The sequence below is a fragment of the endosymbiont of Acanthamoeba sp. UWC8 genome (genome assembly GCF_000730245.1).
Classification (GTDB): domain Bacteria; phylum Pseudomonadota; class Alphaproteobacteria; order Rickettsiales; family Midichloriaceae; genus Jidaibacter.
Genome location: NZ_CP004403.1, coordinates 292717 through 316711, shown reverse-complemented (window position 1 = coordinate 316711; position 23995 = coordinate 292717). Strand labels below are relative to the sequence as shown.

At 35.2% G+C, this 23995-nt stretch carries 25 protein-coding genes; 4 read left to right on the top strand and 21 right to left on the bottom strand.

Annotated elements, in window-relative coordinates; all coding sequences use genetic code 11:
• Positions 1–91 precede the first annotated feature (91 nt).
• From I862_RS01465 to tolQ, 3 genes are read right to left on the bottom strand one after another with little or no spacing between them, the layout of a single operon-like run.
• Positions 92–946 carry an energy transducer TonB gene (locus I862_RS01465; RefSeq protein ID WP_038538145.1) on the bottom strand — a complete coding sequence of 285 codons (855 nt, stop codon included), beginning with the start codon at positions 944–946 and terminating at the stop codon, positions 92–94.
• 16 nt (positions 947–962) lie between these two features.
• Entirely contained in the window at positions 963–1394 is a 432-nt protein-coding gene (tolR, locus tag I862_RS01460) for a protein TolR (protein ID WP_038538142.1), read from the bottom strand.
• Position 1395: 1 nt separating this feature from the next.
• The gene (gene tolQ, locus I862_RS01455; protein WP_411572135.1) at positions 1396–2118 is read right to left on the bottom strand and encodes a protein TolQ; all 723 of its coding nucleotides are present in this window, start codon (positions 2116–2118) and stop codon (positions 1396–1398) included.
• A gap of 202 nt (positions 2119–2320) precedes the next feature.
• Between tolQ and I862_RS01450 the strand changes: the two genes are divergently transcribed.
• A complete protein-coding gene (locus tag I862_RS01450; RefSeq protein ID WP_038538139.1) occupies positions 2321–2836 on the top strand; it encodes a hypothetical protein in 516 nt (171 codons plus the stop codon).
• A gap of 3 nt (positions 2837–2839) precedes the next feature.
• Here I862_RS01450 and miaA read toward each other — a convergent pair whose 3' ends face one another.
• From miaA to I862_RS07760, 3 genes are read right to left on the bottom strand one after another with little or no spacing between them, the layout of a single operon-like run.
• On the bottom strand, positions 2840–3712 hold the full coding sequence (gene miaA / locus I862_RS01445; RefSeq protein WP_052646297.1) for a tRNA (adenosine(37)-N6)-dimethylallyltransferase MiaA: 873 nt from the start codon (positions 3710–3712) through the stop codon (positions 2840–2842).
• Positions 3705–4331, bottom strand: coding sequence for a uroporphyrinogen-III synthase (locus I862_RS01440; protein WP_038538136.1), 627 nt, complete (start codon positions 4329–4331; stop codon positions 3705–3707). Before I862_RS01440 ends, miaA begins: the two co-directional genes overlap by 8 nt.
• 10 nt (positions 4332–4341) lie before the next feature.
• Positions 4342–4914: a Smr/MutS family protein gene (locus tag I862_RS07760; RefSeq protein ID WP_052646296.1), complete on the bottom strand. Its 573-nt coding sequence runs from the start codon at positions 4912–4914 to the stop codon at positions 4342–4344.
• An 89-nt stretch (positions 4915–5003) separates the two neighbouring features.
• Here I862_RS07760 and I862_RS01430 point away from each other — a divergent pair, with 89 nt between their 5' ends.
• On the top strand, positions 5004–5795 hold the full coding sequence (locus I862_RS01430; protein WP_075260573.1) for an NAD kinase: 792 nt from the start codon (positions 5004–5006) through the stop codon (positions 5793–5795).
• 52 nt (positions 5796–5847) lie between these two features.
• Here the strand turns inward: I862_RS01430 and I862_RS01425 are convergent, their stop codons facing one another.
• From I862_RS01425 to I862_RS01395, 7 genes are all read right to left on the bottom strand, one after another.
• Positions 5848–6318 (bottom strand): hypothetical protein, encoded by a 471-nt coding sequence (locus I862_RS01425; protein WP_148299460.1) that lies wholly within the window; start codon positions 6316–6318, stop codon positions 5848–5850.
• Complete coding sequence (locus tag I862_RS01420) at positions 6224–7540, bottom strand: hypothetical protein (protein WP_038538130.1); 1317 nt, start codon at positions 7538–7540, stop codon at positions 6224–6226. Before I862_RS01420 ends, I862_RS01425 begins: the two co-directional genes overlap by 95 nt.
• Positions 7541–7615: 75 nt before the next feature.
• Positions 7616–8815 (bottom strand): capsule biosynthesis protein, encoded by a 1200-nt coding sequence (locus I862_RS01415; RefSeq protein ID WP_038538127.1) that lies wholly within the window; start codon positions 8813–8815, stop codon positions 7616–7618.
• Positions 8812–10839, bottom strand: coding sequence for a capsular polysaccharide biosynthesis protein (locus I862_RS01410; protein ID WP_038538124.1), 2028 nt, complete (start codon positions 10837–10839; stop codon positions 8812–8814). The genes I862_RS01415 and I862_RS01410 overlap by 4 nt, the downstream gene beginning before the upstream one ends.
• 8 nt (positions 10840–10847) lie before the next feature.
• On the bottom strand, positions 10848–11957 hold the full coding sequence (locus I862_RS01405; protein WP_038538121.1) for a hypothetical protein: 1110 nt from the start codon (positions 11955–11957) through the stop codon (positions 10848–10850).
• Positions 11950–12612 carry an ABC transporter ATP-binding protein gene (locus I862_RS01400; RefSeq protein ID WP_038538117.1) on the bottom strand — a complete coding sequence of 221 codons (663 nt, stop codon included), beginning with the start codon at positions 12610–12612 and terminating at the stop codon, positions 11950–11952. Before I862_RS01400 ends, I862_RS01405 begins: the two co-directional genes overlap by 8 nt.
• A complete protein-coding gene (locus I862_RS01395; RefSeq protein WP_038538114.1) occupies positions 12609–13382 on the bottom strand; it encodes an ABC transporter permease in 774 nt (257 codons plus the stop codon). Before I862_RS01395 ends, I862_RS01400 begins: the two co-directional genes overlap by 4 nt.
• A gap of 160 nt (positions 13383–13542) precedes the next feature.
• On the opposite strand from I862_RS01395, the gene I862_RS01390 reads away from it, so the two are divergent.
• Complete coding sequence (locus I862_RS01390; protein ID WP_038538111.1) at positions 13543–14604, top strand: hypothetical protein; 1062 nt, start codon at positions 13543–13545, stop codon at positions 14602–14604.
• Between the two features lie 53 nt (positions 14605–14657).
• Here I862_RS01390 and I862_RS01385 read toward each other — a convergent pair whose 3' ends face one another.
• The 4 genes from I862_RS01385 to I862_RS01370 all read right to left on the bottom strand — a co-directional run bounded on the left by I862_RS01385 (position 14658) and on the right by I862_RS01370 (position 19327).
• Positions 14658–15626 (bottom strand): ribonucleotide-diphosphate reductase subunit beta, encoded by a 969-nt coding sequence (locus tag I862_RS01385; protein ID WP_038538108.1) that lies wholly within the window; start codon positions 15624–15626, stop codon positions 14658–14660.
• Positions 15627–15771: 145 nt separating this feature from the next.
• Positions 15772–16632 carry a DMT family transporter gene (locus I862_RS01380; protein ID WP_038538105.1) on the bottom strand — a complete coding sequence of 287 codons (861 nt, stop codon included), beginning with the start codon at positions 16630–16632 and terminating at the stop codon, positions 15772–15774.
• Positions 16633–16635: 3 nt separating this feature from the next.
• Positions 16636–18549 carry a PD-(D/E)XK nuclease family protein gene (locus tag I862_RS01375; RefSeq protein WP_267880536.1) on the bottom strand — a complete coding sequence of 638 codons (1914 nt, stop codon included), beginning with the start codon at positions 18547–18549 and terminating at the stop codon, positions 16636–16638.
• Between the two features lie 370 nt (positions 18550–18919).
• Positions 18920–19327: a hypothetical protein gene (locus I862_RS01370; RefSeq protein ID WP_038538099.1), complete on the bottom strand. Its 408-nt coding sequence runs from the start codon at positions 19325–19327 to the stop codon at positions 18920–18922.
• A gap of 191 nt (positions 19328–19518) precedes the next feature.
• Here I862_RS01370 and I862_RS01365 point away from each other — a divergent pair, with 191 nt between their 5' ends.
• Complete coding sequence (locus I862_RS01365) at positions 19519–20511, top strand: hypothetical protein (RefSeq protein ID WP_038538096.1); 993 nt, start codon at positions 19519–19521, stop codon at positions 20509–20511.
• A 233-nt stretch (positions 20512–20744) separates the two neighbouring features.
• On the opposite strand, the gene I862_RS08795 is transcribed toward I862_RS01365, so the two are convergent.
• The 4 genes from I862_RS08795 to secA form a co-directional block, all read right to left on the bottom strand.
• Complete coding sequence (locus I862_RS08795) at positions 20745–20825, bottom strand: type II toxin-antitoxin system RelE family toxin (protein ID WP_411572134.1); 81 nt, start codon at positions 20823–20825, stop codon at positions 20745–20747.
• Positions 20826–20865: 40 nt separating this feature from the next.
• The gene (locus I862_RS08505; RefSeq protein WP_199398813.1) at positions 20866–21018 is read right to left on the bottom strand and encodes a hypothetical protein; all 153 of its coding nucleotides are present in this window, start codon (positions 21016–21018) and stop codon (positions 20866–20868) included.
• The gene (locus I862_RS01355; RefSeq protein WP_038538093.1) at positions 21009–21230 is read right to left on the bottom strand and encodes a DUF6290 family protein; all 222 of its coding nucleotides are present in this window, start codon (positions 21228–21230) and stop codon (positions 21009–21011) included. The genes I862_RS08505 and I862_RS01355 overlap by 10 nt, the downstream gene beginning before the upstream one ends.
• Positions 21231–21313: 83 nt before the next feature.
• Positions 21314–23986 (bottom strand): preprotein translocase subunit SecA, encoded by a 2673-nt coding sequence (gene secA, locus I862_RS01350; protein ID WP_038538090.1) that lies wholly within the window; start codon positions 23984–23986, stop codon positions 21314–21316.
• Positions 23987–23995 lie beyond the last annotated feature (9 nt).

The window sequence follows — 23995 nt, the reverse complement described above, 5'->3', positions numbered from 1 at the left end:
TATCTGCTATTATCTCAATTCTTTAATTTTCAATGGTTTCTAAGTGCGCCAGGGAGGTTTTAAGATCCCTCTTTGAGGCGAAGCGAGAATATTAATAAATCATTCCGCTCGAATCAAAGTTATATTTCATCTCCTCCCAGGTTTTAAATTTTTCAATAGGTAAATTTTGAATTGGGGAAGCCATTTTTACAGCTCTTATTGTGCTTTCAACGAAAGCTTCATATTTAGGATTATTATTAAAAAGTTTTTTAACCGGTCTAACTTCAACTACGTTTCCTTCTCTATCAAGTTTAATATGGAGAGTTACTTGCATACCTAAACTATCAGCGCCGCTGAAAGCTGTCGTATTCCAGTGCTTTTCAACTTGTGAGCGAATAAAATCTTTCTCGCTAAGCGAGAGGGGAAGTGATGAATTATATTCTTTATTTGTTTCACCTTTTAAAGGTTTTGTTTTAGTCTCCTTCTTATCGGGCTTTTTTTTATCTTCTTTTTCAGCTTCGGAAGCCTCTTCCAAAGTATTTAATATTGATTTTGCAAAAAGATCATCGTCATGCTTTTTCTTTTGTTCTTCTCTCTTCTTTTTTTCCTTCTCAAGTTTTTTTTGATCCTCTTTCTTAAGCTTTTCAGGTGATTTTTTCTTTTCAGGTAAAGTTTCAGCCTTTGTATCTTCAGCTCTCTTTACAGGCTCCTCTTTTGCTTCAGGCTCAATCTTTTCTATCTTTTTTTCCTGTTTAGCTTTAGGGATATTTCTTGTTTGTTCAACTTCTTTAGGTTTAGTTTTTTGAGAGTTATTGACTTTAATATTAGTGATTTCAGAGATATCAACCATATCAACCACAATAGCATAATCGAGATCGGCTTTATGGTAGCTAAAAGGCAGGCCAAAAATAAATAAACATAGTATTGCAATATGAAATACTACTGAAGCTAATAAACCCTTGTACATCTAAAATGCTCTCTTCTTAAGGGGTGGTATGTGCTTGGGTTACAAGCGCAACGTTATTAAACCCGGCTTCTTTTAATGAACTGAAAACTACTACTACCTTACCATAATTTGCACTCTGATCGCCACGCACAAATATTCTGGTATCCTTCTTTTCACCAAGTATTGCTCCCAGCTTCTTAGGCAGCTCATCAATACTTATTTTGTTTTCCTGCAAATAAATGTTCCCCTTCTTATCAATTGTGATTGCAAGCGGTTCATCCTGCCCGGAAAGTGGGGAAGATTTAGTTTTCGGAAGGTCAACATTTACTCCCGCGACCAGCATTGGTGAAGTAACCATAAATATTACCAGCAGTACCAGCATAACGTCAACGAAAGGCGTAACGTTTATCTCGCTGTTTAGTGTGCGCCTTGCACGGGTTGAGGTATTTCGAAAAAGATTTGTAGCCATATTATTGATTATCCAATTCTCTTGAAATCATTGAGCTTAATTCCATTGAGAAAGCATCAACCTTGTTTGAAATTCTGTTTACTTCCGAAGCAAATTTATTATAAAAAATTACCGCCGGTATAGCGGCAGCAAGCCCTAAAGCAGTTGCAAGCAATGCTTCGGCAATTCCAGGAGCGACAACTGCTAAGCTGGTATTCTTTGAAACTGCAATTGATTGGAAGCTTACCATGATTCCCCACACGGTGCCGAACAGACCGATAAACGGTGCACTTGAGCCAACTGTGGCTAGGAAGTTTAAGTTTTTTTCAATATTATCTAAAGCTTTGTTGGCGGCAACTTGCATCGCCTGATGGATTCTTTCTTTGGCGCTGGCTCTTAGACTTGAATCAGAACCGATGTTTTTAGTGTTTCTGGTATTCCATTCATCAATTGCCGCAGAAAATATGATAGCCAGCGGGTGATCCTGCTTATTTTTAACTTGTCTGAAAAGTTTATCCAAAGATGCGCCCGACCAAAACTCATTTTCAAAACGGTTCATCCTAAATTTAATAGCTTTTAATGAGATTGTTTTATTAAAAATAATAGCCCAGCTCCACACTGAAGCGAGTAACAATAGCACCATTACTGTTTGAACAACAAAATCAGCTTGAAAAAAAAGCCCTAAAAATGAAAATTTCGGAGCAGCATGTACGGTTTGATTAGCAACATTATCTACCGAAGATATGACACGATCTACGGGTGCAGCGGTAATGAGGGTGAAAATTGCAGGCATTAAAATTCCATAGAGTAATATTATACAAGAAATTTAACACACTTCAGCATGTAGGCAAGGGGTTTTTAGAATCAGCTATATTTTAAAATATTTGACAAAGAATTATTACCCACATTACCATAAATTTTAAATAGTTATATAGCATAGGCAAGGGATGACTTTAGTTTCATACGAGCGATTTAAAGAACAGGCACCTAATTTTTACGGTGCAATAAAAGCATTGAGCAAAAATAATATAACCGAATATGCTAATCATAAATTTAAGCTAAAAAACCCCTGCAATGAAAAAACTACTCCGGAAGGTGAGCTGGTTGAGAAATATATAAATGATATGGATGAGTTTCTTTTTAAGCTCGCAGTTAAGATAGCCGGAGATGAAAACGTAATATTTGAATTTGATTTGCAATCTCAGGAATTAAAATTTTATGACAATGCGAAAAATGAAATACTTAATAAAGAAATAAAAATAATAAATGAGAATTTAAAGAAGTTCGGCATTATTGAAATGGGGATTGACTTGGATCAGTACCGCAATGCGGAATTTGCTTATGCCGGCAAACCTTCATTTCAGAAAGAATATGCTATACTACTGGAGGAGTTTTGCGCAAATGATAATACAACTATTGAGGAGATAAACTTAGAGTTTACCAGCCTGTTTACCGAGTTGTGATAATCAGGTACTTTCTATGATATTATCATACTTCATCTGGTGTTTAAGCCAAGTTAGCTGGCGCTTTGCATAATTTCTGGTTAGCTGTTGTGCTTTAACAGTTACCTCATTTAACGTACATTCATTTTTGAGGTATGATATAATTTCTCTCAGACCGATTGCTTCAGGGTATCTAATATCAGGATAATTTTCCATAATGAATTTAACCTCTTCAATCGCACCATTTTCCAGCATTTTAATAAACCTTTGGTTGCAGTTATTATATATAACTTCACGTTCAGGGTTGATTAGGGTTATGGAAAATAAACTTCTATTAAAGAAAGAGGTATGGTTATTTATTTGCCAATCCGAAAGGGATTTTTTAGTTTCATGGTAAACTTCAAGTCCACGCAATATTCTTTTCGTGTCATTGGGTTTTAGCCTATTGTATAAGGCAATATCCCTCGTCTCAAGCATTGCATGAATCTCTGAATTTGTGTGTTTAGCTCTGATATCAGCTATGTATTTTTTGGTTTCCGAAGAGATTTGTGGAATAACTGCAAATCCTTCAATTAGGGACTTTAGGTATAAACCGGTGCCGCCGACTAAAATCGGTGTTTTTCCGATTGTTAATATTTCTTTTATTCTAGGTACTACTAGGCTTAGCCATTTGCCTACCGAAAATTCTGCGTCAATTTCAACCCCGCCATATAATTCATGTGGCACAATACTTAAGTCTTCTTTGCTCGGCTGGGCGGTAAGTATAGGGATATGTTTATATATTTGCATCGAGTCGGCATTTAAAATTATACCATTTCTTTTTAGTGCCTGTTCAATTGCATATGCGGATTTGCCGGAAGCGGTAGCCCCGCAGATAACTAATATCTTTTTATTCATTTGTAATATATTCCAGCATTGAATTCTCGTTCGGTAGCTTAGCTATTTTTATCTCTTTAAAGTTTAGAGAAGATAACTCATCTGCTGTGTTTTGGCTAATACATATCGCGCTTATATTTAAAAAATTTAGGTTTATGGTGTTCTTTGCAAATAGGGCGGCAGTGCGCGGAGAGTAAAAAAGTACCATACTGATGATTTTGCTTTTTAAGAGGCAAAGTATTTTTTTTGGCATAGGAATTTCTACTGATTTATAAACTATTAGGTTATCAATAATGTAATTTTGCCTGAGCTTCCTTTTGATATCACCGGCTACATGGTCTCCGCGCAGATAAAGAAGTTTTGATAAATGCGGCACCCCCTCTTTAATTTTACTGATTAACTCTATATGATCATTGCTGATAGATGCTATATTCTTAAAACCGTAATTTCTTAAAACTTCAGCGGTTTTCTCCCCGACTATGTGAACATGAATATCTTTTAGTTGAGCATAATCTTTTATAGCTTGAGCGGTGTTTTGGCTAGTAACAATTAAGCTGTTATATAAATCAACTTCTGGTAGAGTAATATTAATATTAAACTCAATTTTAAGTTGAGGATAGCAAATAACTTTATAACCCATACTTTTAAGCCTAAACTTTGTAAGTCTTGCTTGTACTTTTGGTCTTGTAATTAGAATCATTTCTTATTCTTTTTAATAATATATAAATTGCACCGTCTCCCCCATGCTTAGGAGCTGCGGTCTTAATGCCGATTATCAGATGCCTGAGACTTGGGTGGTTAACCCAATGTGGTACTAATCCTCTTAATAACCCGTGATTGTTCTCCGATTGCTTACCTTTGCCGACTATAACTAATAATAATCGTTTTTGAGCATGATATGCCTCTTCAATAAATTTAGTTAAAGTTAAAAAAGCCTGCTCTTGAGTTTTTCCGTGAAGATCAAGAGTGCCGTCTATAACATATTCACCTTTCACAATTTTCCTGTTTGTTGAATAGTCAATCCCGGCGCTGTTATTAATCTCTAAATCAATTAAATTCTTACTGTTCTTTGGAGCAAAGATTTGAGGCAATGGTTTAGCCTTGTAAGGGTCAAGTTTAGGGAGAGGCTTCAGTTCAGTTGCTACTTTAGCTTTGGTATTAAGTTTTTTTACATCCTTAACCATACTAAACCAGAGCTTGAAATCATCCACTTCGTTTGTCATTATTATTTAATACTGTTTCCTGCATTTACATTTTATGGTAAATAAGCTTTTAAACAACATCTTATTGCAAGGTTTTTAAACATTATATAATGAGTAAATATAAACGCATCGGAGTAATGGCTGATCTTAATTCCATAGTAGCGCTGAATGCCTATAAGGAAATCATGAAAAAATATGATTTTATTGATGCTATGAGCGTCTCTCCTCAGGAGTGTGATTTAGTGATCACTATCGGAGGTGATGGCATGATGCTTAAGGCGCTGCATAGATATATGGATCATAGCACTCCGATTTACGGGATGAATAGAGGTTCCGTAGGCTTTTTGATGAATGATTATGTATTTGAGGACTTATTGGATCATATTGATAAAGCAGTGGAAACAAGGCTCTATCCTTTAGAGATGAGAGCAGAAACGTTGGAAGGTGAAATACATGTGGCGCTTGCAGTTAATGAGGTATCGCTGCTTAGGGAAACTAACCAAGCTGCAAAAATCAGAATTTTTGTAAACGATGAAGTTAGACTGGATTGTTTAGTTGCCGACGGTGTTTTAATCGCTACACCTGCCGGAAGTAGTGCTTATAACTTTGCCGCATATGGACCGATTATTCCTCTTGATGCCAATATTTTAGCGCTTACTCCGATTTGTCCTTTTAGACCGAGAAGGTGGAGAGGCGCGCTTTTATCTCATAAAAGCCGGGTACGGCTTGAAGTATTGGAGGCGGATAAACGACCTGTGAGCGCGGTTGCGGATTCTACCGAAGTTAGAAATGTGAGATCGGTAGAAATAACCGAAAGAAAAGATAAGGTGCTTAAGATTTTATTTGATAAGCAAAATATGTTTGAAGAAAGAGTGATGAAGGAACAGTTTAGTAGTGAATAACAGCTGCCAGCTTCTTTAGTCTATTACAACAATACTGTTCCGGTCATATTGTTTAGATAAATTCAATAGTATGATTACTGAAGGTTAAAACATGATCTTCAGCAATATTACCTAAATCAATAACCTCGCATATTGAACCATTATCTGCATATAGTGAATTAGTAAAGTGTTGAAAAAAATTATGTATTGATACATTACTTTCTTCATTTGGGAGGATAATGTTATTATATGAGCTTTCCAAATATACTTGATTATTTAAGCCATTTAAAAATATGTTATGTCCTCCGCTGAGGGAAGTATGGATGGCTCCCCCGTTTATTCCCATATGCACGGTTTTAACATAAGCATCATAACCGATTAAGAAAGTTTCACTGCCTATGCTGTTAAAATGCCCGGCACCCGGTTCCAAATCTATTTTAATAGTATCTTTAACGCTTGAGGCATCTATTATGCTTTTTTTTGCTGCAATCCCAAAGCGTAAAAATTGCTTGCGGTGGGATTTTAAAACCGAAAATTGATTCACTGCCGTTGCCGTCAAATTTATATGTAATTTCCTGTCCGGAATTTTTACAATTAGGGGTATAGAGATATTGCATTGCTTTAATATCAAGTGGCATCGGGGTGATCGGGTGTAATTCTTTTCCTTTTAAATAAATTATATTCTCTCCGTCATCCGCTTCAATATAATCCTCCCGATTTTCTTTTATAAGAGAGCTGTCTATAGACCTTACCAAGTGAGGATTTTTCATACAGGGTATATCACCGAGCACAGACATGCATAGACTAAACGGATTATAAGTGAGTGATGAAATAACAATATCTTCCCAGCCATCATATTTGAAATTTTTCCTACCGCCGTTAAATAACAAGCTATCGACCGGGTGATCCAGAAATGCATGTGCAATACCGTGATGCAATTCAATAAATGCATCGGCAGGAAAATCACTCATGCTGATAGGTATAACCGAGAATTCAGGGCCTCTAATACTTAAGCTCAACTCACCTTTGAAAGAAGTGGTTTTACCGTTATCCCATTCGGTATACTCATACTGAGGACCGGAATAAACCGTGAAATAATTATTCTCGTCTTCGGACTTTAAAAGTCTTACATCAATTTTAATTTCCTCGTTATTATTGGTAGGTTGGATATTTATATCCGTATATCTTGCCCATAATTCAAATAAATTGCTCGTAGTATATTTAGCAACTTCAAGGCTCTCGTCAAATTCTTGAGATGATTTAAATGCAGATTGATATTGATTTATAGATTTCGAATTTTTAACTGCTTCAATTCTTTCATACATAAAAGAAAACTTTTCGATATTTATATCGGATGCAAATTCAACCTCTTCAAAAGCGCTGTTAATTTGGTCTTTAGTTATTCCGAGTTCAGCTAGTTTAATACTACTCCTAGGTGTGTCGTAAGCGGAAGTATCTTTTATTTTCTTTATAATATCATAATATTTCCAATCATCACTGGTCAAAAATGTGCCTTGTTTAGTCTCGATGTCATACTCACCCAAAGGCCCCGTGCTTCTTATCTCTATACCGAATGTATCCGACATAATATGCATTAAAGCTTCCAGATCACTATACGTTTCTAAAGGCTGTCCTATATGAGGTACATTAACTTTATAGCTTAAGTTAAGCGGGGTATGAGTGGCATTATTCCAATTATCATAACGCAAAAGCATGTTCATTACGTTATCTTCACTCCAAAACGGATTACTTCTAATAATATGCATTTATATATTCTAGCTTATAATTTTGAGAATTATAAGCTAGAAGAAGGAATAATGAAACTTTTATTATAATAACATTTAATTACAAAGCTTTTTAACTATTTGTTGCAATAATTGGCTAATTCCCTCGGGATCATAGAAGCTGCCGTTAATTTGGTTTTTTCGCATAAGATAATTTTTAAACCTTGTGTAAGCTTGTTGATTAGGTTTTTTATAATTATTCCAAAACTCATCAAGGGTAGCTTTATTTACAAGTTCTTCACTGTTATAAATTGCAGTGCCAAGCACTTTTAACGGCTTTTTATGATGAATTGCCTGTAGGCCTGCCGTGCTGTTCACCGTAACTACGGCAAGTGAGCCCTCTAATAACTCAGGGAGGTTGCCGCCGTCTAAATATAGAATTCTTCCGCTAATACCTAGCTCATTACAAATATTTTTTATTAATTTTCCGTAATTTTTCTGCCCGCTATCAAGGGGATGATTTTTTATCACCAATTTAGTATTAATGGGCGCAAATTTTGCAAATGAGTAAATAGTCTCTATCAGAGTATGCTTCATTGAGGTATAAGGACTATGTTCACGGATTTGATAGTCTGTATAAAGCTGCATTAAAAACAAATAGTATTTAGTATTTGATTGAGTAAGGTAGCGAGCTTTCTTAAGCACAAATCGCCTTTTTAGTTTCAAAATAAAAAAGCGCTTAATCCACATGATTGCTTCATATAATGAATTAACCGGTCGGTGGTTTTTATAACGAGGATAAAATAATACCCCTAACCATTTAAACAAATAATAGCGTATGCAATATCTCATCATATAACGCATGTTGTATTTTATTGGAATAAATGGATCAACAAAAGGTTGGTCATTTCTTCTATCTTCAATTATTTTATTTATCTGTTCTTGAATTTGAGAATAACCGTTAACCCCGTCAAGCTCATAAGTTATCCAATGGGGACGAATATACCCTTCTTCAAATACATTAATTTTTATATTGCTTCCTTTTAAGCGTAAAATAGCCAGACGATGTAGGGGACGGCAGTCTCCGTATAAAACTATATCGGTTATTTCATTGTGAAGAGTGAAGTTGTATAACCATTCCGGCCACATTTTCATTGAATGTTTATAAGCTATTCCTTTGGGGTAATCTATCCAATCACCGCCGTTAAAATTAATCCTAACGGTTTTATGCCCCTCCTTTTCTAGTTCTCGAGCTAAAAGCTTGAAAAATGAACCATGGGGGCCTTGAAGGAAAAGAAATTTCTGTACCTTTCTCATACCGATACCCTCATTCTTTTAAGCTTTCCGAAAAGTGTACGTAATCGCGTTAGTTTGGATAATGTCACACCCTTTTGTTTCATTTCATTTAGCCTATCGATAATCACCTCTACCGAGCACCATAGATTTGTTTTAGGATCTAAATATCTGGGATAAATAATCAGAGTTCCTGCTACCAATTCTTCAATAGTCACCTTTCGGTTTCTTCTTGAGCATTTATATAAATCATTAGTTAAGCCCCAACCGGAATAAAAGGGAAGACCGTAGCAGCTTACACGCTTTCCTCTGATCAGCGCTTCAAAACCGGTAAGGGAGGTAAGAGTATGCACTTCATCACATTCATCAATAAGCTTAATGATTGAAATATCCTCAACTATTAGATCAGCATATTGAATTGCAGTGTTAGTGCTGATCATGCCTCGTCTTTGCCCGGCAACGCAATCAGGATGCGGTTTATATATAATAAAGGAGAGGGGGTTTTTTTCTCTGGCCGTTTTTAACAAATCAAGATTAGTTTTTATATCTACTGTACCGAGCTTTATTGAGGCATCATTTTCCACTTGGCCGACTACCAAGATTTTTAATATATCGGGTGGTAAGGTAAGTGGCTTAGTATTTTTTAAACCAACATTGTATTTGGTGATCTCCAGCTCGTTTAGCGATTTAATAATATTTTTTGCTCGTAAAATTATTTCATCAGAAAAGTTAGTGTTTTGAATAATATATTCTAAGTCAGAGGGATGATGATGGTCATAATATATTCCCCTCTTATCTATCGCAATTGATTGCGGGGTTATAAGGTTTGCTCCTAAGCCGACTGATCTTAAAAACCCGTCTTCTATTAGGTTCAGCTTAATTCCTTGCTTTCTAAAGTTTAATATTTCTTCCGGCTTTAGTTTAGAAGCCCAAGCTGAAATCTCATTTGTTTTACCGGCCGCTATAGCTTTCTTTATTGAATAATAGTATTTAGGCTTTGCCTCGGTGCTTTTTAAAAAATTTGTTATGCTTTTTTGCTTCCATTTAGATATGTAAGTGCAAGCTTTTATATCTATGTTTTGTTGGTTAATATCTTTCCATAGGGAAATTATAGGCAGGATTTCTTCCAACTCGCATCTTTGTAAAGTAAAAGGGTTGAGGTATACGGAATATTTTAAATATGTAGCAATAAAAACATCACATAAGTTCCGTTTTTGATTTCTCCTACTTGTAGTTTGTTCATCTATGGTTAAACCCCAACCGGCATAAAAGGGTAGCCCGAAGCAACGAACTGGTTTTTCAGCCATTAAGGCTTCAAAACCCATTTGGCTGGAAACGGTATAAACTTTTTGTGCATAAGAGAGTAAGCTCCAAGGGTTTATAGCCTCGGAAATAATTTGACATTGATATTGCTTAGCGAGTTCCGTGAGGTATCCCTTTTTATATCCGGCTACCACCTCAGGATGGGTTTTAACTAAAACAGTTGTGCCGGGGTTTTCGTCAAGTGCCGCTTCCAGCATATTTTTGAAAGTAATTGCACTACTTAAGCTGCCTGAAACCGATAAGTCATTATAAGTTTGGTCAATCACTAAAACATAATTTTTTATCTTTTTAAGAATAGATAAATTTTCCGGTGCATGATTATACTTACTGATTTTATGCTGCTTTATTATTCTGATTAAGTTTTTAGCACGCTCTAAATCAGAAGCGGTAACTTCATTAGCTGTTATTAAGTTTTCCAGTTGCGAAGGCTTGGAAGCATCATAATAAATGCCGATATCATCAAATATAATCGAGAGGGGAGAAGGACAAATTTTTGCCGGTGCCAGTGACCTGATAAACCCGTCTTCTAAACTTGTATAGGGTAAGTTATGTTTCTTAGCATATTTCTTTGCATTTATTGAACTAGGCTTATTGCCCCAGCCGACTACCATATCAGCCCTTGCTCTGCTAAAACGGTTTATGAGAAAAAGGTTTGCTTCTCTGGGGAAAAAGTATTTTAGCTGAGGAATGTTATATATACCCTTGGAAGTCGTGCCGATGTTCATTACTTAAATTAAATCCTTACATGCTCTCTAATTATTGCTATTAATAAGCTAAATATCCCAAATAAAGCAAGGGTTAATGAAAAAACCGTAAGCGTGCCGGTAAAAACATTAGGATATATAGCTGAGAAGGGCATGTTGGGCGGAACAATTATCGCAAGATAATGATATTGCCTTAAGAGTTCGTTCCTTGAGTTCTCCAGAAAGTTTATAGCAGATCTATAAGATTCTTCAGCAAAATCTCTTTCAGCTAAAATTTGCTCTAATAAGAAGCTTTGTGTAGGAGGGTTTTCTCTATTAGCCTTCGCATCTGCAATTTTCTTATTCTCTTGCTCAATGCTTGAAATTAAGTAATTAATTTTATGTTGTAAGGCGACCAGCTGAGGAGAAGTAGTTTTAAGGTTAGCTTTAAGCTTATTGTATTTAATTTTAGTTTGTGCCAGTTCTTTTTCTAAGCTGATCTTTACCGGAATAAGATTAGATATAGTAGTTTGAGAATTAAGGGGGGGGCGGTCAGAGTCTTCAAGCTTCAAAAGGGAGCTTCTGGCGACTGCCAGCCTACTTTCCGCATTATTTAATTCCTGCTTAGCAAAAGTCAGCTGCTCATTTCGGAATTTATCCGCGAGTTTAAGAATTATATCATCTGAATATTTTAGCAATGCATCCGCATAAATTTTAGCTTTATATGGAGTGGGAGCCTTGATTTTTAAGGTGGCTATACCCGAAGTTTGGTCAAATGAAATTTTAACCAGTTTTAAATAATACTGATAAGCATCTTCAAAATTGGCATGCTCAGGCAGTCTATTAAAAAAATCAACTTTTTTAGATTGATAGGAAGCTATAAAATTAAAATCTTTTTCTAATCTGGTAAGGGCTTCTCTTGAGAGAATATAGGCTTCGGCAGTCAAATCATTATTTAATGCTTTTCCGCTTCCCGTGTGCACCTTAAACTGCGCCTCGGACTCATAAAAGTTACTTGCAATAAACATATAATAAATAAATGCTGTTAAGGTAGGTAATAATACAAAAACTCCGAGTTTAATCAGCGTAGCTTTTCCCCTTGCTAATCTTCTTTGGTCGGTTTTTAGTATTATCGACTTTATTGTTTTTGCATTACTCATTTTGATTTAAACTCTTTTTATAAATTTCTATAGCTTTGTCAATGTTGTCATACAAGGTAATTTTACCGCTTTCTAAAATTGCAACCAGCGAACAATATTCTTTTAAAATATCAAAGTTATGTGAAACCATAATTACATTTGATCTTTTTCTTCTCTCTGCAAAAGCATCACGGCATTTTTTCTGAAATGCAGCATCTCCGACGGCAGTAATTTCATCAACTAAATAAATATCAAATTCCAAAGCCATACTCAACCCGAAAGCGAGTCTTGCTTTCATACCGGCTGAATAAGTTTTAAAGGGCATGTAAAAATAATCTTCAAGCTCTGAGAAGTTTTTAACAAATTCAGCTACTCTTTTTATCTCTTCGCCATATATGCGGGAAACAAAAAAGCAGTTTTCCTCTCCGCTTAATGATCCGTTAAAGCCGCCTGAAAAGCCTATAGGCCATGATATGCGCGCATCTCTTATAATGCTGCCCGAGTCGGGCTCTTCAATGCCCGCTATTATTCTGAGTAATGTAGATTTACCTACGCCGTTTTTGCCTAATATTGCAATGTTTTGCCGAAGAGGCATATTTAAATATAGGTTCTTAAATAAAATTTTAGTACCATGCTTAGTATGATAAGATTTACTAATATTTTCTAATTTAATCATGTGAGCTCAAGCTTATTCTTAGAAAAATTTAGTAAAGCTAAGCCGATAAAAGTAAGATATATCGATATATAAAGCACATATCGGCAACTATAATCAGTGTTTTCATAGGTGATAAACCAACCGCTTCTCAGCATCTCAACCAGATGCAAAATAGGGTTGACTAAAAGTATTGATTTCAAATTATTAGAGAGCGAGGAGATGCTGAAAAATATACCTGAGATATAAAATAATACTCTAATAACAGGGGGTACTACCCGCTTTACCATATCACTATAAATACTTAGGCCGGAAAATATTAATCCACAACTCATTGCAAAAAAGCCGGTAGTAAAGAGAGCCATTAAAACATTTAGCGGATTATCAATTTGAAAGTTATTTATATATATACAATTCAAGAACATAATTACAATAAAGACACTAACTATTGTGCCGATCTCAAGAAGGCTCCGCGCAATGATTAAATCTAAAAGCTTAACTTGCGGATAAAATAGAAGGGCTTTGTTTGCATCAATGGCATTCATTGCTGCAATGGTTATTTGCCTAAATAACATAAAAGGAATTAACCCGGTGGTTATGAAGCTTATTATATTCGAACCGTAGAATGTTGAGCGGTTTAAAAAATAAAAAACCCCATAGAAGGTAATAATACAAATTATAGGCTCGATAAAAGCCCAAAGAAATCCTAAACAGTTGTTTCCGAACCTGGTGCGTGCCTCTCTTAAAACTAAAGCTTTAATAACGTCGCACTGTACTAAAAAACCTTTAAGCAAACTCATGCTTTTAATAAATAATTGACTAACAAATATTTAACATAAAAGTGGAATAAAACAACAGTTAGTATTTTTATAAATAAAACACCAATTAACCATTTATTAATTAATTATATTTATAATTTAAAATATGAAGTTTTGATCATTTTAAAGGTTAAATTTGAAAGAATATCCCTTAGCTAGAGTTACTTCAATATTATATCAGCCTTATGAGGTGATTAAAGGTACAAAGAGCTGGATTTGTTCAACTTATAATTATTGCAGTTATGTAATCAGTAGCAGTGTTAATAAAATGGATGAGAGGCCTATATATTACAATGCTTTGTTTCTAGGTTTCTTTTCTCTAAGCTTTTTATCTTTACCTGCAACTGCCGGGATTATCGGGGCGATGGGAGTTTCCTATGGCGCAACTACACTTGCTAACCATATTGTAAACCTTTACGGCGATGAGGGTAAATTTTATGCGCAAATGATTACTACCATTGGTGAAGCGGTAATGAGCATGGTGTGTATGACTATTATCTCTGCTGCGGTTATGTCATTATTTGCTGCTTCTCCTTTAGCGGCAATCCCTGTAGCAATCCTTATAATTCCTGCCGCAATCATTTCAGCTGCGGTTTTTACTCAAATAAGAAGATTAGAATATGCTATTGAAAACTCTACAATAGGAAAAGATGAACTGGAAAGAAATTTAGGCCGAAAATTTATTTCTAATGCACAGGATCTTTTTCAATCCATAATAAATGCAGCTGTTAGAAGTACGCTAAGCTCAGTTTTTCTTAATGTGCTTGAGCTGCCTGTTAGGGTAGGGACATTATTAACGGTGAGTATCAGCCTTATTTTTTCCGAATTTATGAGTAAAAGTGATTATATAAATTTTCAAGATGTGGTAAAAAGCTCTTTAAAAGGTGCAACTAAAACTGCTGAAGTCGATATCAACAGCACTCTAGGTACTAATTTACATGTTGACTCACTTATTGAAAAAATAGCAGTAGGAACTTTATTATCAGCCGTTTTTAGACCTATCGATGTTCTTTTGGGTAAAACATTTCAGAAATTTGCTAATATTGACTCTCCTAAAATCGAGATAAGTGAAAAAGCAAAAAGTGAAATTAAGCAAGTTTATGAGAATAAAGAGTATATAAAAGATAATCTACCCAAAGGTAAAGCACCCGAGAGTTATAAAGAATCTGCCCAAATGATCCAACCAAGCATTAAATGAATAATAAGCTTCCCAAAAATATTATCTCAAAAAGCTTATATAATCAAAGAGGCCTATGCTGCTGAAAAGGCTTCATCCCAAGTTCCCTTAGTGGCAGCCCTTGCATATTCGGTAACCCTGTTTTCAAAGAAGTTAGTATGTTCCGGAGCATTTAGTATTTCATCCAGCCATGGAAGCGGGTTACGTTCTATATGATAAACCGGATTTAAACCTAATTGAGTAATCCTGCGGTCTGCAATATACCTGATATAGCGCTTTACGTCACTTGCGGTTAATCCTTGTACGGCACCGTCAAACTCAAAAGCAAGGTCAATAAATGCATCTTCATGAGAAACAATAGTTTGGCAAGCATCTACTAAAAACTGTTTAAAGCTATCAGTGTAAACTTCCTGGTTTTCACTTATAAATGTTCTAAATAAACGAATAATATAGTTAGTATGCAATGTTTCATCTCTGACACTCCATGCTATAATCTGTCCCATTCCTTTCATTTTCCCGAATCTTTGGAAATTAAGCAGCATTGCAAAAGAAGCAAATAACTGTAATCCTTCGGTAAAAGCTCCAAATACCGCTAATGTTTTTGCAATATCCTCTTTAGAGTCGGAATTAAATTGCTGCATATAGTCATATTTATCTTTAAGCTCTTTATATTTCATAAAGGCTTGATATTCTACTTCAGGCATCCCTAAAGTATCCAGGAGATGTGAATAAGCATCAATATGGATAGTTTCCATATTAGAAAATGCGGCAAGCATCATTTGCACTTCAGTCGGCTTAAATACTTTAGCATAATGCTTCATATAGCAGTTATTCACTTCAATATCAGCTTGAGTAAAGAATCTGAAGATTTGGGTAAGTAAATGTCTCTCGCCCTCGGTAAGATTCTTTTTCCAATCCTTAACATCATCCGCCATCGGTACTTCTTCAGGCAACCAATGTATTTGTTGTTGTACCTTCCAAGCATCATATGCCCACGGATAAGAAAAAGGCTTAAATATCGGAGCTGCATCTAATAAAGACATATAAACTTCCCTCAACTGGTATCTATGGTTATTAATTATAATTACACTATATATAGTTAAAAAGTATAAATCAATCCATATATTTTGTGTTTTTCATTTATAACATAATATAATAATAACTATAGTTATAAAGTTTTTTCTATGTTTATTCGGTTCTTAATTTTTGTATATTAAAAATATAAATATTAATAACAATTATTATAATTGCTGCAAATATGACGCTTAGGGTAGGGGTGTTATGGAAGATGAGGAAGCTGCCTATTGCCATAAATACTAATCTAAAATAACCAAACGGCGCTAATATATTTATAGGAGCGAATTTATAAGCCAGAAATAAGCAGATTATGTTGAGCACCCTTAAGATACCTAATATTCCAATTACCTCAAATTCGATAACTTTATTGAAAGTATTGTTAAGTATCACATAAGGTAACATTATAAGCATACCGAATAAAAGAGTATAAAATGCCTGCGTCAAAAAATGCTCGGCATAAGATTGTTTTTTACAAATTATTTCATAAAATGACCAGGCTGAAGCTGAACAAAACCCGAAAAACATACCTTGCATATTAAACCTGTCAGTCTCAACTTTAAGGGTATAAATTACAACAAGTATGCATAACGCTATCCCAAAAAACGAAGTTAGCTTAAGTTTTTCCTCTCTGAACAGTGTAGCAAGAATTATGGTAAACAGTGGATTAAGGTAAGCTATTAAGGTTGCTTCATTAGCACCAAGACTTTTTAAAGATTCAATCCAGGCAACCATGCCGATAATACTAAATGAAGCTCTTAAAACATAACCCCAATAGCTTTTAACCCTAAGGTGCTTTGCTTTGGTGAATACTACCCAAGGTAATAGAAATAAGGTGCCGGAAATACAGATAATAAAAAATTCTTCAATAGGATTCAACGTTTTACTTTTCGCGAGCAGCCCTAAGGAAATAGCGGTAAAAATTAATAAGTTAAGAAGTTTAAAAGTAACTCCTAGGTAATACCCGTTTTGCATAATTTACTCTAGATTTAAGCTAATCAAGTGTTGATATTCTTTGAACCTTTGATTTTTTTCTAAGTCAATACTTGTAAAATATCCTTGATTAGGATCTAAAAATATGGTGATTAACTTAATAAGTTCTGTTCTACTGACTTTGCTATCAACCGTTATCGGTTTGCTGTTTGCTATGTCTTTTTTGCCCCGTAGTTCTATATACTCCTGAGATATATCATCGGTATTCATTACTTCTCGCAATATCAAGTTTTCAATCGGAAACTGGGGGGATAAGCCTCTATCTACTTCTTTTTGCAGCGGGGTATACCCGGTTTTATAATCAATAATTTTAATCCCACCGTCTTTATATAACATCACCCTATCAAAAATAGCTGAAATTGAGATAGTCGTATTTGCAATATTAAAATTAATCTCTTTTCTTTTTTCAGTAAGGCTTCCTTTCAAATTCGGCAAAATCTCTTTCTCATAATCATATAGCCAAGGAGCAATTCGTTCCACGCGTTTAAGCCAAAATTGTAAAGTGTTACTATCACTTAAAACGCTTTTTTCAGCACAAGCCTTAAATTTATTTAGTAAATCGTTAGTAAATTTTTCAGCACAAAGAGGTAAGGTTTGTTCAAAAATCTCAGCGAGTGCTTTGTGTAAATGAATGCCGAAATCTCTTTTTATTGAAGTTACGTCCAGCTCATCCAGAGGATTAAGGTTTAAAATATATTTTGCATAATAAACATACGGATTATATATCAACCGCTCAATGGAGCTTACGGAAAACTTTTTGGGTCTTGCAGAAAGGGGCGGCTTAGGGTTAGCCCTCGCAGATGGTTTATATTCAAATATTTCCGAGTCTTCAGCAGATTTATAATTAACTTGTTCAATTGAAGTGGCAACTTTAAGTTGGGATAAAAACCTGGATTCCGTAGTTTCTTTGCCTTGGGAGTATCGTGAACGCGATAATATAACCTTTCTATTACTAATTAAACTATTAAAATCATGAGCACCGAAACCTAAAGGCTCCTGATAGTTAGGAAAGTTAAATTGCGTGGCCAGAGCAGCATCGATAAGCGGCCAATCTCGTGTAATATCAGGAAAATTTCCTTCATTAAGGCTTGGAATAATAACAAGGTCAAATGATTGTAGCCTCGCCTCAAGTGGAGTGAGGATTTGTACTTCTTCAATGAATTCCTCATCCCGATAAGATTGTTCGCTTAATATTTTTATTAACAGCTCTTTGTAACGTCGGATTTTTATCGGCTTATGGGCATAAGTTAAAGGCTTTAATTCCATTTTTAAATCGATAAGATAGTCCAAGCTAGGTAAGCTATTCCTTATCTCTTCACTCACTAGCGTGTTAAAGTACCTCAAGTGCTCAGAGAAAAAACTATAAAAAGTTTTGCCGGATAATATTTTAGGTTTAAATTCCAACACGGTTTTTATAACTTGTGTAATTCCTAAATATTGCTCATTGCGCTCAATTTGGCTTAGCACTTCAAAAAGCGAGTTATAAATTTTAGGAATTCTAAAATAATTAATTTCAAATTCCTCTACTTCATTTATGGTTAAATTAGTAAGAGGGTGTTTAAGAAAGCTAAGTAGGGCAACTTTATCTAAAGTATTATTAACAGCAAGCTCAAAAATAAGTAAGAAAAACTTAACCTCATTAAGTTCTATTAAGCTTCTTGCTACGGTATCATTTATGTCAAGGTTATATCTTTTAAGATTTTCTTTAATAAGTTTCGCAACTATACGGTTTTCAGTTACAATACCGATGTTGTGAATATCGGAATTTAAGTGGTCTACTATAGCTAAAGCTATTTGCCTTCCTTCTTCTATCTCATTTTTCGCTTCAATAATCCTATAATCATTACTAACAGCTTGAGACATAGGTAAGCAATTAATTTTATCTATATTTAAGCCTATATGGTTTAAAAAGCCTTTAATAAAGAAATTAGCATGTTTTTCAGTAGTGCTTTCCCATTCCGTAAGATCGATCGGGGGCTCTAATCCGTTAATTATAATTTCAGCATTCTTTCTTATACTAACCAGTTTTAAAAAATCAAATATATAAGGTGTATTAGAAGTAGGAAGAACCGAATAAATATGACTGCCGGCTTTTTCAACATTCCAGGCATGTTTAAGTCTAAAAATTGCTTCGTTTCTTAATTGCTGTTCAGTTACCTTACCTAATGATTTTAGTTTCTGAGTGAAGGTATCAAGTAAGTAATTAAATATTTCATAATCGGGATTATCGATTTTTATTGAGGATGAGCATTGGTTGTATGTAAAAAATTTAATAAAAATTTTTTATATAACTTGAAATTTTTTTATCCTGAAAGGTTTTAAAGCTTGGATATAAACTTTTTATTTCTTCGATAATTTCTAAGACTATCATATCGAGCGAAAAGCTATCTATTATATCAGGCAGTCTCATGTCTAAGTTATCACAGTCAGAGTTAAATAATATCAGGTTATTAGGTATATCCGAAAAAGTGATGATTTGAGGAAGGAAGCAAATTTTATCGCGACTCAAGCTTAATAATTTAGATTTTAGATTCCTTACCGCCCTTCGGCTGGGAAGAACAACAACAACCTTATTTGCTATATAAATATCATTAAACTTAGCACTAATATCTTTAGCTAAATAACCTAAAACATCTTCCGAAAAAGGAAAGCCCGTAATTTTTGCCGCTATCTGCATTTTATAATTTTGCTTTAAAGCTCTGGTTTCGTAGTATTACTATTTTTTTAGCTTTTTCAAGCTTTTAAGTATTAATAATTAACCTGTGCCTTTCTGAATAATAATATAAAAAATAGATACAAGTAATTAACTATTTATTAACTTATTTATAATATTATGAAACAATAGGAATAAATTATATAGTGAATAAAATGGCTGATAAAAAACCGGGTTTTGGTGAACTCAAAAAGAAATATGAGCTGGGGGATAATCCTAGTGATACTATTCTGCAGAAAGCAGGAAATGGAGTTTATGCCGGGTTTAATAATTTAGGTGCTGCTTTGAATACAGTATGTAGCGCGGCTAGCACAGGAATGCAAAAGATAAATGAATGGGCATCAATGCCTTTAAGAATTACCAGAGAAAATTTTACCGAATCAAAGTCTTTCAGCAGGAAATCATTGTGGGGAGTAGCTATTGCCGCTTCTACCGCACTAAAAGCCGTGGGTGGACTTTTTGGTATAGGAGCCGCTTCCACCGAGGCGGCGGGGCATCTTGTGCATGAAACATGTATATTAAGTGGTGCGGCAGGAAGGACTATACTACGACCAAATGAACTGGATTCATATAAAATTGCCGGAGCTGCTTTAACAAGAGTGGGCGGAGAATTTGTTATGAACGTAACTGCGCCGATAAAGCAATTAGGGACTGAAGTTAAGGATATCGGAGACGAAGTTAAGATACCTCTTCTTACTCAAGGCTTAAGATTATTAGGAGGAGCAGTACAATCATTTACCCAAATGACCGAAGGAGCCGCGCAAGGGTTTAGAAAAATGGCGGTGGGTGATCTTAAAGAAGGTGGGAAAATTGTAGGAGCAGGTGCACTTGCTGCCGGTAACACGGTTTTAAAAGATGTTGTAAGCGTAGCAGGAGATGTTAAAAGAGATGTAATGGGTGATAAAAGAAAAGACCCTGAAAACTCCACAAATAAAAATGCCGATGAATTTCAAAAAAATTCCCGTCCTCAGGATGCTAAGAAATTTGATGAAATGCTTGAAAAAGCCAGGAATGACGGGAAAGTAGAGCTGACTAAGAAAGATGATAAGCCTAAGGAGAAAGGAGAAGGTAAACCGGTAGTAGGGGAAAAAACAGCAAATCTCAAAGCCGAGAGGAGTAGCCAAAATAATAATATAGGATTAGGGTAATAATAAAGGATTAGGGGCTTAACATAGATTAGTTTGTTTTAATTAAGCTATCCTTATTATATAAAAATAAGTATAATAAATTGAGTTTAATAAAAATAGCAAGAAGCACGCTCCTCACCGCCATTTATAGCGCGTGCGCTTTGTAAATGTCTATGGTTTTTATACGCAAACTTAGCTGAAATTTTATAGCTCAACTAGCTCCCTATATACTAGGATATTCAACTTACTTTACTTTATAACTCATAAACTTCCTTGCGGTGTTTTATGGCAACGATAACAACTGTGGTGGTTTCATATTCAATGCGATAAACTATTCGGTAATCACTTACACGTAATCGCCTATGCCCTTTAAAACTATAACGTAAAGGTTTTACCGAACCCGACCGGGTCTACCATTAAAAGTTCTTCAATTGCCTGCTTGATAAGTGCTTTAGCAGAAGATGAAAGGTTGGGAATATATTTTCGGACTACTTCTTCCTGATAACATATGTGATATTTTACTTCCATGCTTCTTCATGGCTATAAATTTTTACGTTATCTTTATCCAAGTTTTCAGCTACTTGAGATAGATAAAGATCTTCGCGCCTTTCTAATGCTTCAAGAGCCAGTTCTCGAACAAAGCTAGCTACGGATTTATGTTCCAAGTGTGCCAGGTGTGAAATCAAGCCTATAGTTGTTGCTTCGAAGGTAACATTAATTCTTGGGTTCTTTGTTGTCATTTTTATGTTTACATATCTATCATTGCTATAAAATCAGTGTAACACTTTTACATCACAAGATCAGGAATGATTACTTAAAACCCTTAAGCAATTGCACCATGGCATTGTTTGTATTTCTTACCCGAACCGCAAGGGCAGGGTTCATTACGTGAAACTTTGCCCCAGGTTTCCGGATTGCTCGGATCTCTTTCTCCTAAAAAGTTACGGCTTTGCTCAATGCTCGGATCGTTTCTAGATTCGATCATTTTTGCTTCATTGTTATGCTGTTCGAGCTCGGAAGCATCTTGAATATGTAATTGGAAAATTCTTTGTACAATTAATATGTTGTAATCATCAAGCATAGTTTGGAATAATTTAAATGCTTCTATTTTATATTCATTAAGCGGATCTTTTTGCCCGTAAGCCCTTAAATTAATCCCGGTACGTAAATGATCAAGCATATGCAAATGATCCTTCCATAAGTGATCGAGTGTAACCAACATTATATGCTTTTCAGCATATTGCATCGACTCTTGACCATATTTATTCACTTTATCCTGATAAGCGCTAAATACCTGCTCTTCCAGAAAATCTAAAATTTCTTCGTTTGCCACACCTTCACTAGAAGCAAAATCCTTAATATTTAAATGTAAGCCGTAAATTCTAAACACCTCTTTTTCAAATGAGTCTAAATCCCATTCTTCCGAGATAGATTTCTTAGGAACAAACTTCTCAACCAATGAGCCGTTTATTTCCACAATTAGCTCTTTTACGAAGGAGGATAATTTTTCCGACTTCATTAAATCCAAGCGTTGCTCGTAAATTACCGAGCGCTGCTCGCTCATAACATCATCGAATTTCAGTAAATTCTTACGTATTTCATAGTTTCTGGCTTCTACCCTCTGTTGAGCCTTTTCGATCGAGCGGCTTATCCACGGGTGAATAATTGCTTCACCTTCTTTAAGGCCAAGCTTAGTTAGCATGCTGCTGATCTTTTCCGAGCCGAATATACGCATCAAATCATCTTCAAGCGAAAGATAAAATTTAGTTTTTCCCGGATCTCCCTGTCTTCCCGAACGACCTCTCAATTGGTCATCAATCCTTCTGGATTCATGCCTTTCAGTTCCTAAAACGTATAATCCGCCGGCTGCAAGTACCTTTTCCTTATCAGAGGCAATTGTAGCTAAAACTTCTTCCTTTATGATATTTATATCTTTATTAGGATATTTCTTAAGCTCTTCGTTAATTAGCATATCAGGGTTGCCACCAAGCATAATATCAGTTCCGCGACCTGCCATGTTGGTTGCAATGGTAACATTCCCCGGTCTTCCGGCTTGTGCTATGATTTCGGCTTCCTTAGCATGCTGCCTTGCATTTAGTACGTTATGTTTAATTTTTCTTTTTTTAAGTAAGGATGAAAGGTATTCAGATTTCTCAATACTTACTGTTCCCACCAGTATAGGCTGCCCGTGTTTATGGCTTGCTTCTATTTCTTCTATAATCGCATCATATTTTTCCTTCATGCTTTTATATATAACATCTTCCTCATCTTTACGCTTTACTTCAAGATGGGTTGGAATGCTGAATACCGGTAACTTATAAATATCAATAAATTCGTTTGCTTCAGTCATAGCGGTTCCTGTCATGCCCGCGAGCTTAGGATACATTCTGAAGTAATTTTGAAAAGTTATTGAGGCTAAGGTTTGGTTTTCATTTTGAATCTGTACGTTTTCTTTAGCTTCTAATGCCTGATGAAGCCCTTCCGAATATCTTCTGCCATCTAAAACTCTTCCTGTAAATTCATCGATGATCATTACTTTATTATCTTTGATGATGTAATCGACATCTTTTTGGAAGATTTTATGAGCTCTTAATCCTTGATTAACATGGTGGACAATCCCCATATTTTCTATGTTATACAGCTCCGCATCTTTGCTGATTATCTTATGGTCTTTCAATAATTGCTCAATCGTCTCATGGCCTTTATCGCTCAGTGCGCAATTCTTTCCTTTCTCATCAGTTTCATAGTCTCCTTCTCCTAGAAGTGGGATGAGTTTATTGATTTTATAGTAAAGATCCGAGTTATCCTCGGTAGGCCCGGAAATTATAAGTGGTGTCCTTGATTCATCTATAAGAATGCTGTCCACCTCATCAACAATTGCATAATTAAACGGCCTTTGAACCATTTCTTCAAGATCCAACTTCAAATTGTCGCGGAGATAATCAAACCCGAATTCATTATTAGTTCCGTAAGTTATATCAGCTTCATAAGCTTTTTTTCTCACCCAGTCTGGAATTGAGTTAGTAATACTTCCGACGCTTAAGCCTAAGAAGTTATAAATTTCTCCCATTGATTTTGAATCGCGTTCAACAAGATAGTCATTAACGGTTATAATATGGACACCTTTACCGGTTAATGCATTCAGATAAGCGGGGAGTGTTGAAACCAATGTTTTACCTTCGCCGGTCTTCATTTCCGAAATCATACCATTATTTAACACTATGCCACCGATTAGCTGCACGTCAAAATGTCTCTTTCCCTGTGTGCGCTTGGAAGCTTCCCTTACGGCTGCAAATGCTTCTGGCAGTAAATCATCTAAAGTCCGTCCGGTTTTTAGCTGTTCCTTAAATTCAAAAGTTTTTGCCTTCAATGCATCGTTTGAAAGCTTCTCAAATATAGGCTCAAGTGAGTTAATTTTGGCAACAACAGGATATAAGGATTTAACAAACCTATCATTTGAGCTACCGAACAATTTTTTAGCAAAATAAGAAAACATTTGTAATAT

Bases quoted from the DNA above. Each gene is read 5' to 3' on its own strand.
- I862_RS01465 (WP_038538145.1), bottom strand. From the start codon at position 946: ATGTACAAGGGTTTATTAGCTTCAGTAGTATTTCATATTGCAATACTA.
- tolR (WP_038538142.1), bottom strand. From the start codon at position 1,394: ATGGCTACAAATCTTTTTCGAAATACCTCAACCCGTGCAAGGCGCACA.
- I862_RS01450 (WP_038538139.1), top strand. From the start codon at position 2,321: ATGACTTTAGTTTCATACGAGCGATTTAAAGAACAGGCACCTAATTTT.
- miaA (WP_052646297.1), bottom strand. From the start codon at position 3,712: ATGAATAAAAAGATATTAGTTATCTGCGGGGCTACCGCTTCCGGCAAA.
- I862_RS01440 (WP_038538136.1), bottom strand. From the start codon at position 4,331: ATGGGTTATAAAGTTATTTGCTATCCTCAACTTAAAATTGAGTTTAAT.
- I862_RS07760 (WP_052646296.1), bottom strand. From the start codon at position 4,914: ATGACAAACGAAGTGGATGATTTCAAGCTCTGGTTTAGTATGGTTAAG.
- I862_RS01430 (WP_075260573.1), top strand. From the start codon at position 5,004: ATGAGTAAATATAAACGCATCGGAGTAATGGCTGATCTTAATTCCATA.
- I862_RS01420 (WP_038538130.1), bottom strand. From the start codon at position 7,540: ATGCATATTATTAGAAGTAATCCGTTTTGGAGTGAAGATAACGTAATG.
- I862_RS01415 (WP_038538127.1), bottom strand. From the start codon at position 8,815: ATGAGAAAGGTACAGAAATTTCTTTTCCTTCAAGGCCCCCATGGTTCA.
- I862_RS01410 (WP_038538124.1), bottom strand. From the start codon at position 10,839: ATGAACATCGGCACGACTTCCAAGGGTATATATAACATTCCTCAGCTA.
- I862_RS01405 (WP_038538121.1), bottom strand. From the start codon at position 11,957: ATGAGTAATGCAAAAACAATAAAGTCGATAATACTAAAAACCGACCAA.
- I862_RS01400 (WP_038538117.1), bottom strand. From the start codon at position 12,612: ATGATTAAATTAGAAAATATTAGTAAATCTTATCATACTAAGCATGGT.
- I862_RS01385 (WP_038538108.1), bottom strand. From the start codon at position 15,626: ATGTCTTTATTAGATGCAGCTCCGATATTTAAGCCTTTTTCTTATCCG.
- I862_RS01380 (WP_038538105.1), bottom strand. From the start codon at position 16,632: ATGCAAAACGGGTATTACCTAGGAGTTACTTTTAAACTTCTTAACTTA.
- I862_RS01370 (WP_038538099.1), bottom strand. From the start codon at position 19,327: ATGCAGATAGCGGCAAAAATTACGGGCTTTCCTTTTTCGGAAGATGTT.
- I862_RS01365 (WP_038538096.1), top strand. From the start codon at position 19,519: ATGGCTGATAAAAAACCGGGTTTTGGTGAACTCAAAAAGAAATATGAG.
- I862_RS08505 (WP_199398813.1), bottom strand. From the start codon at position 21,018: ATGGAAGTAAAATATCACATATGTTATCAGGAAGAAGTAGTCCGAAAA.
- I862_RS01355 (WP_038538093.1), bottom strand. From the start codon at position 21,230: ATGACAACAAAGAACCCAAGAATTAATGTTACCTTCGAAGCAACAACT.
- secA (WP_038538090.1), bottom strand. From the start codon at position 23,986: ATGTTTTCTTATTTTGCTAAAAAATTGTTCGGTAGCTCAAATGATAGG.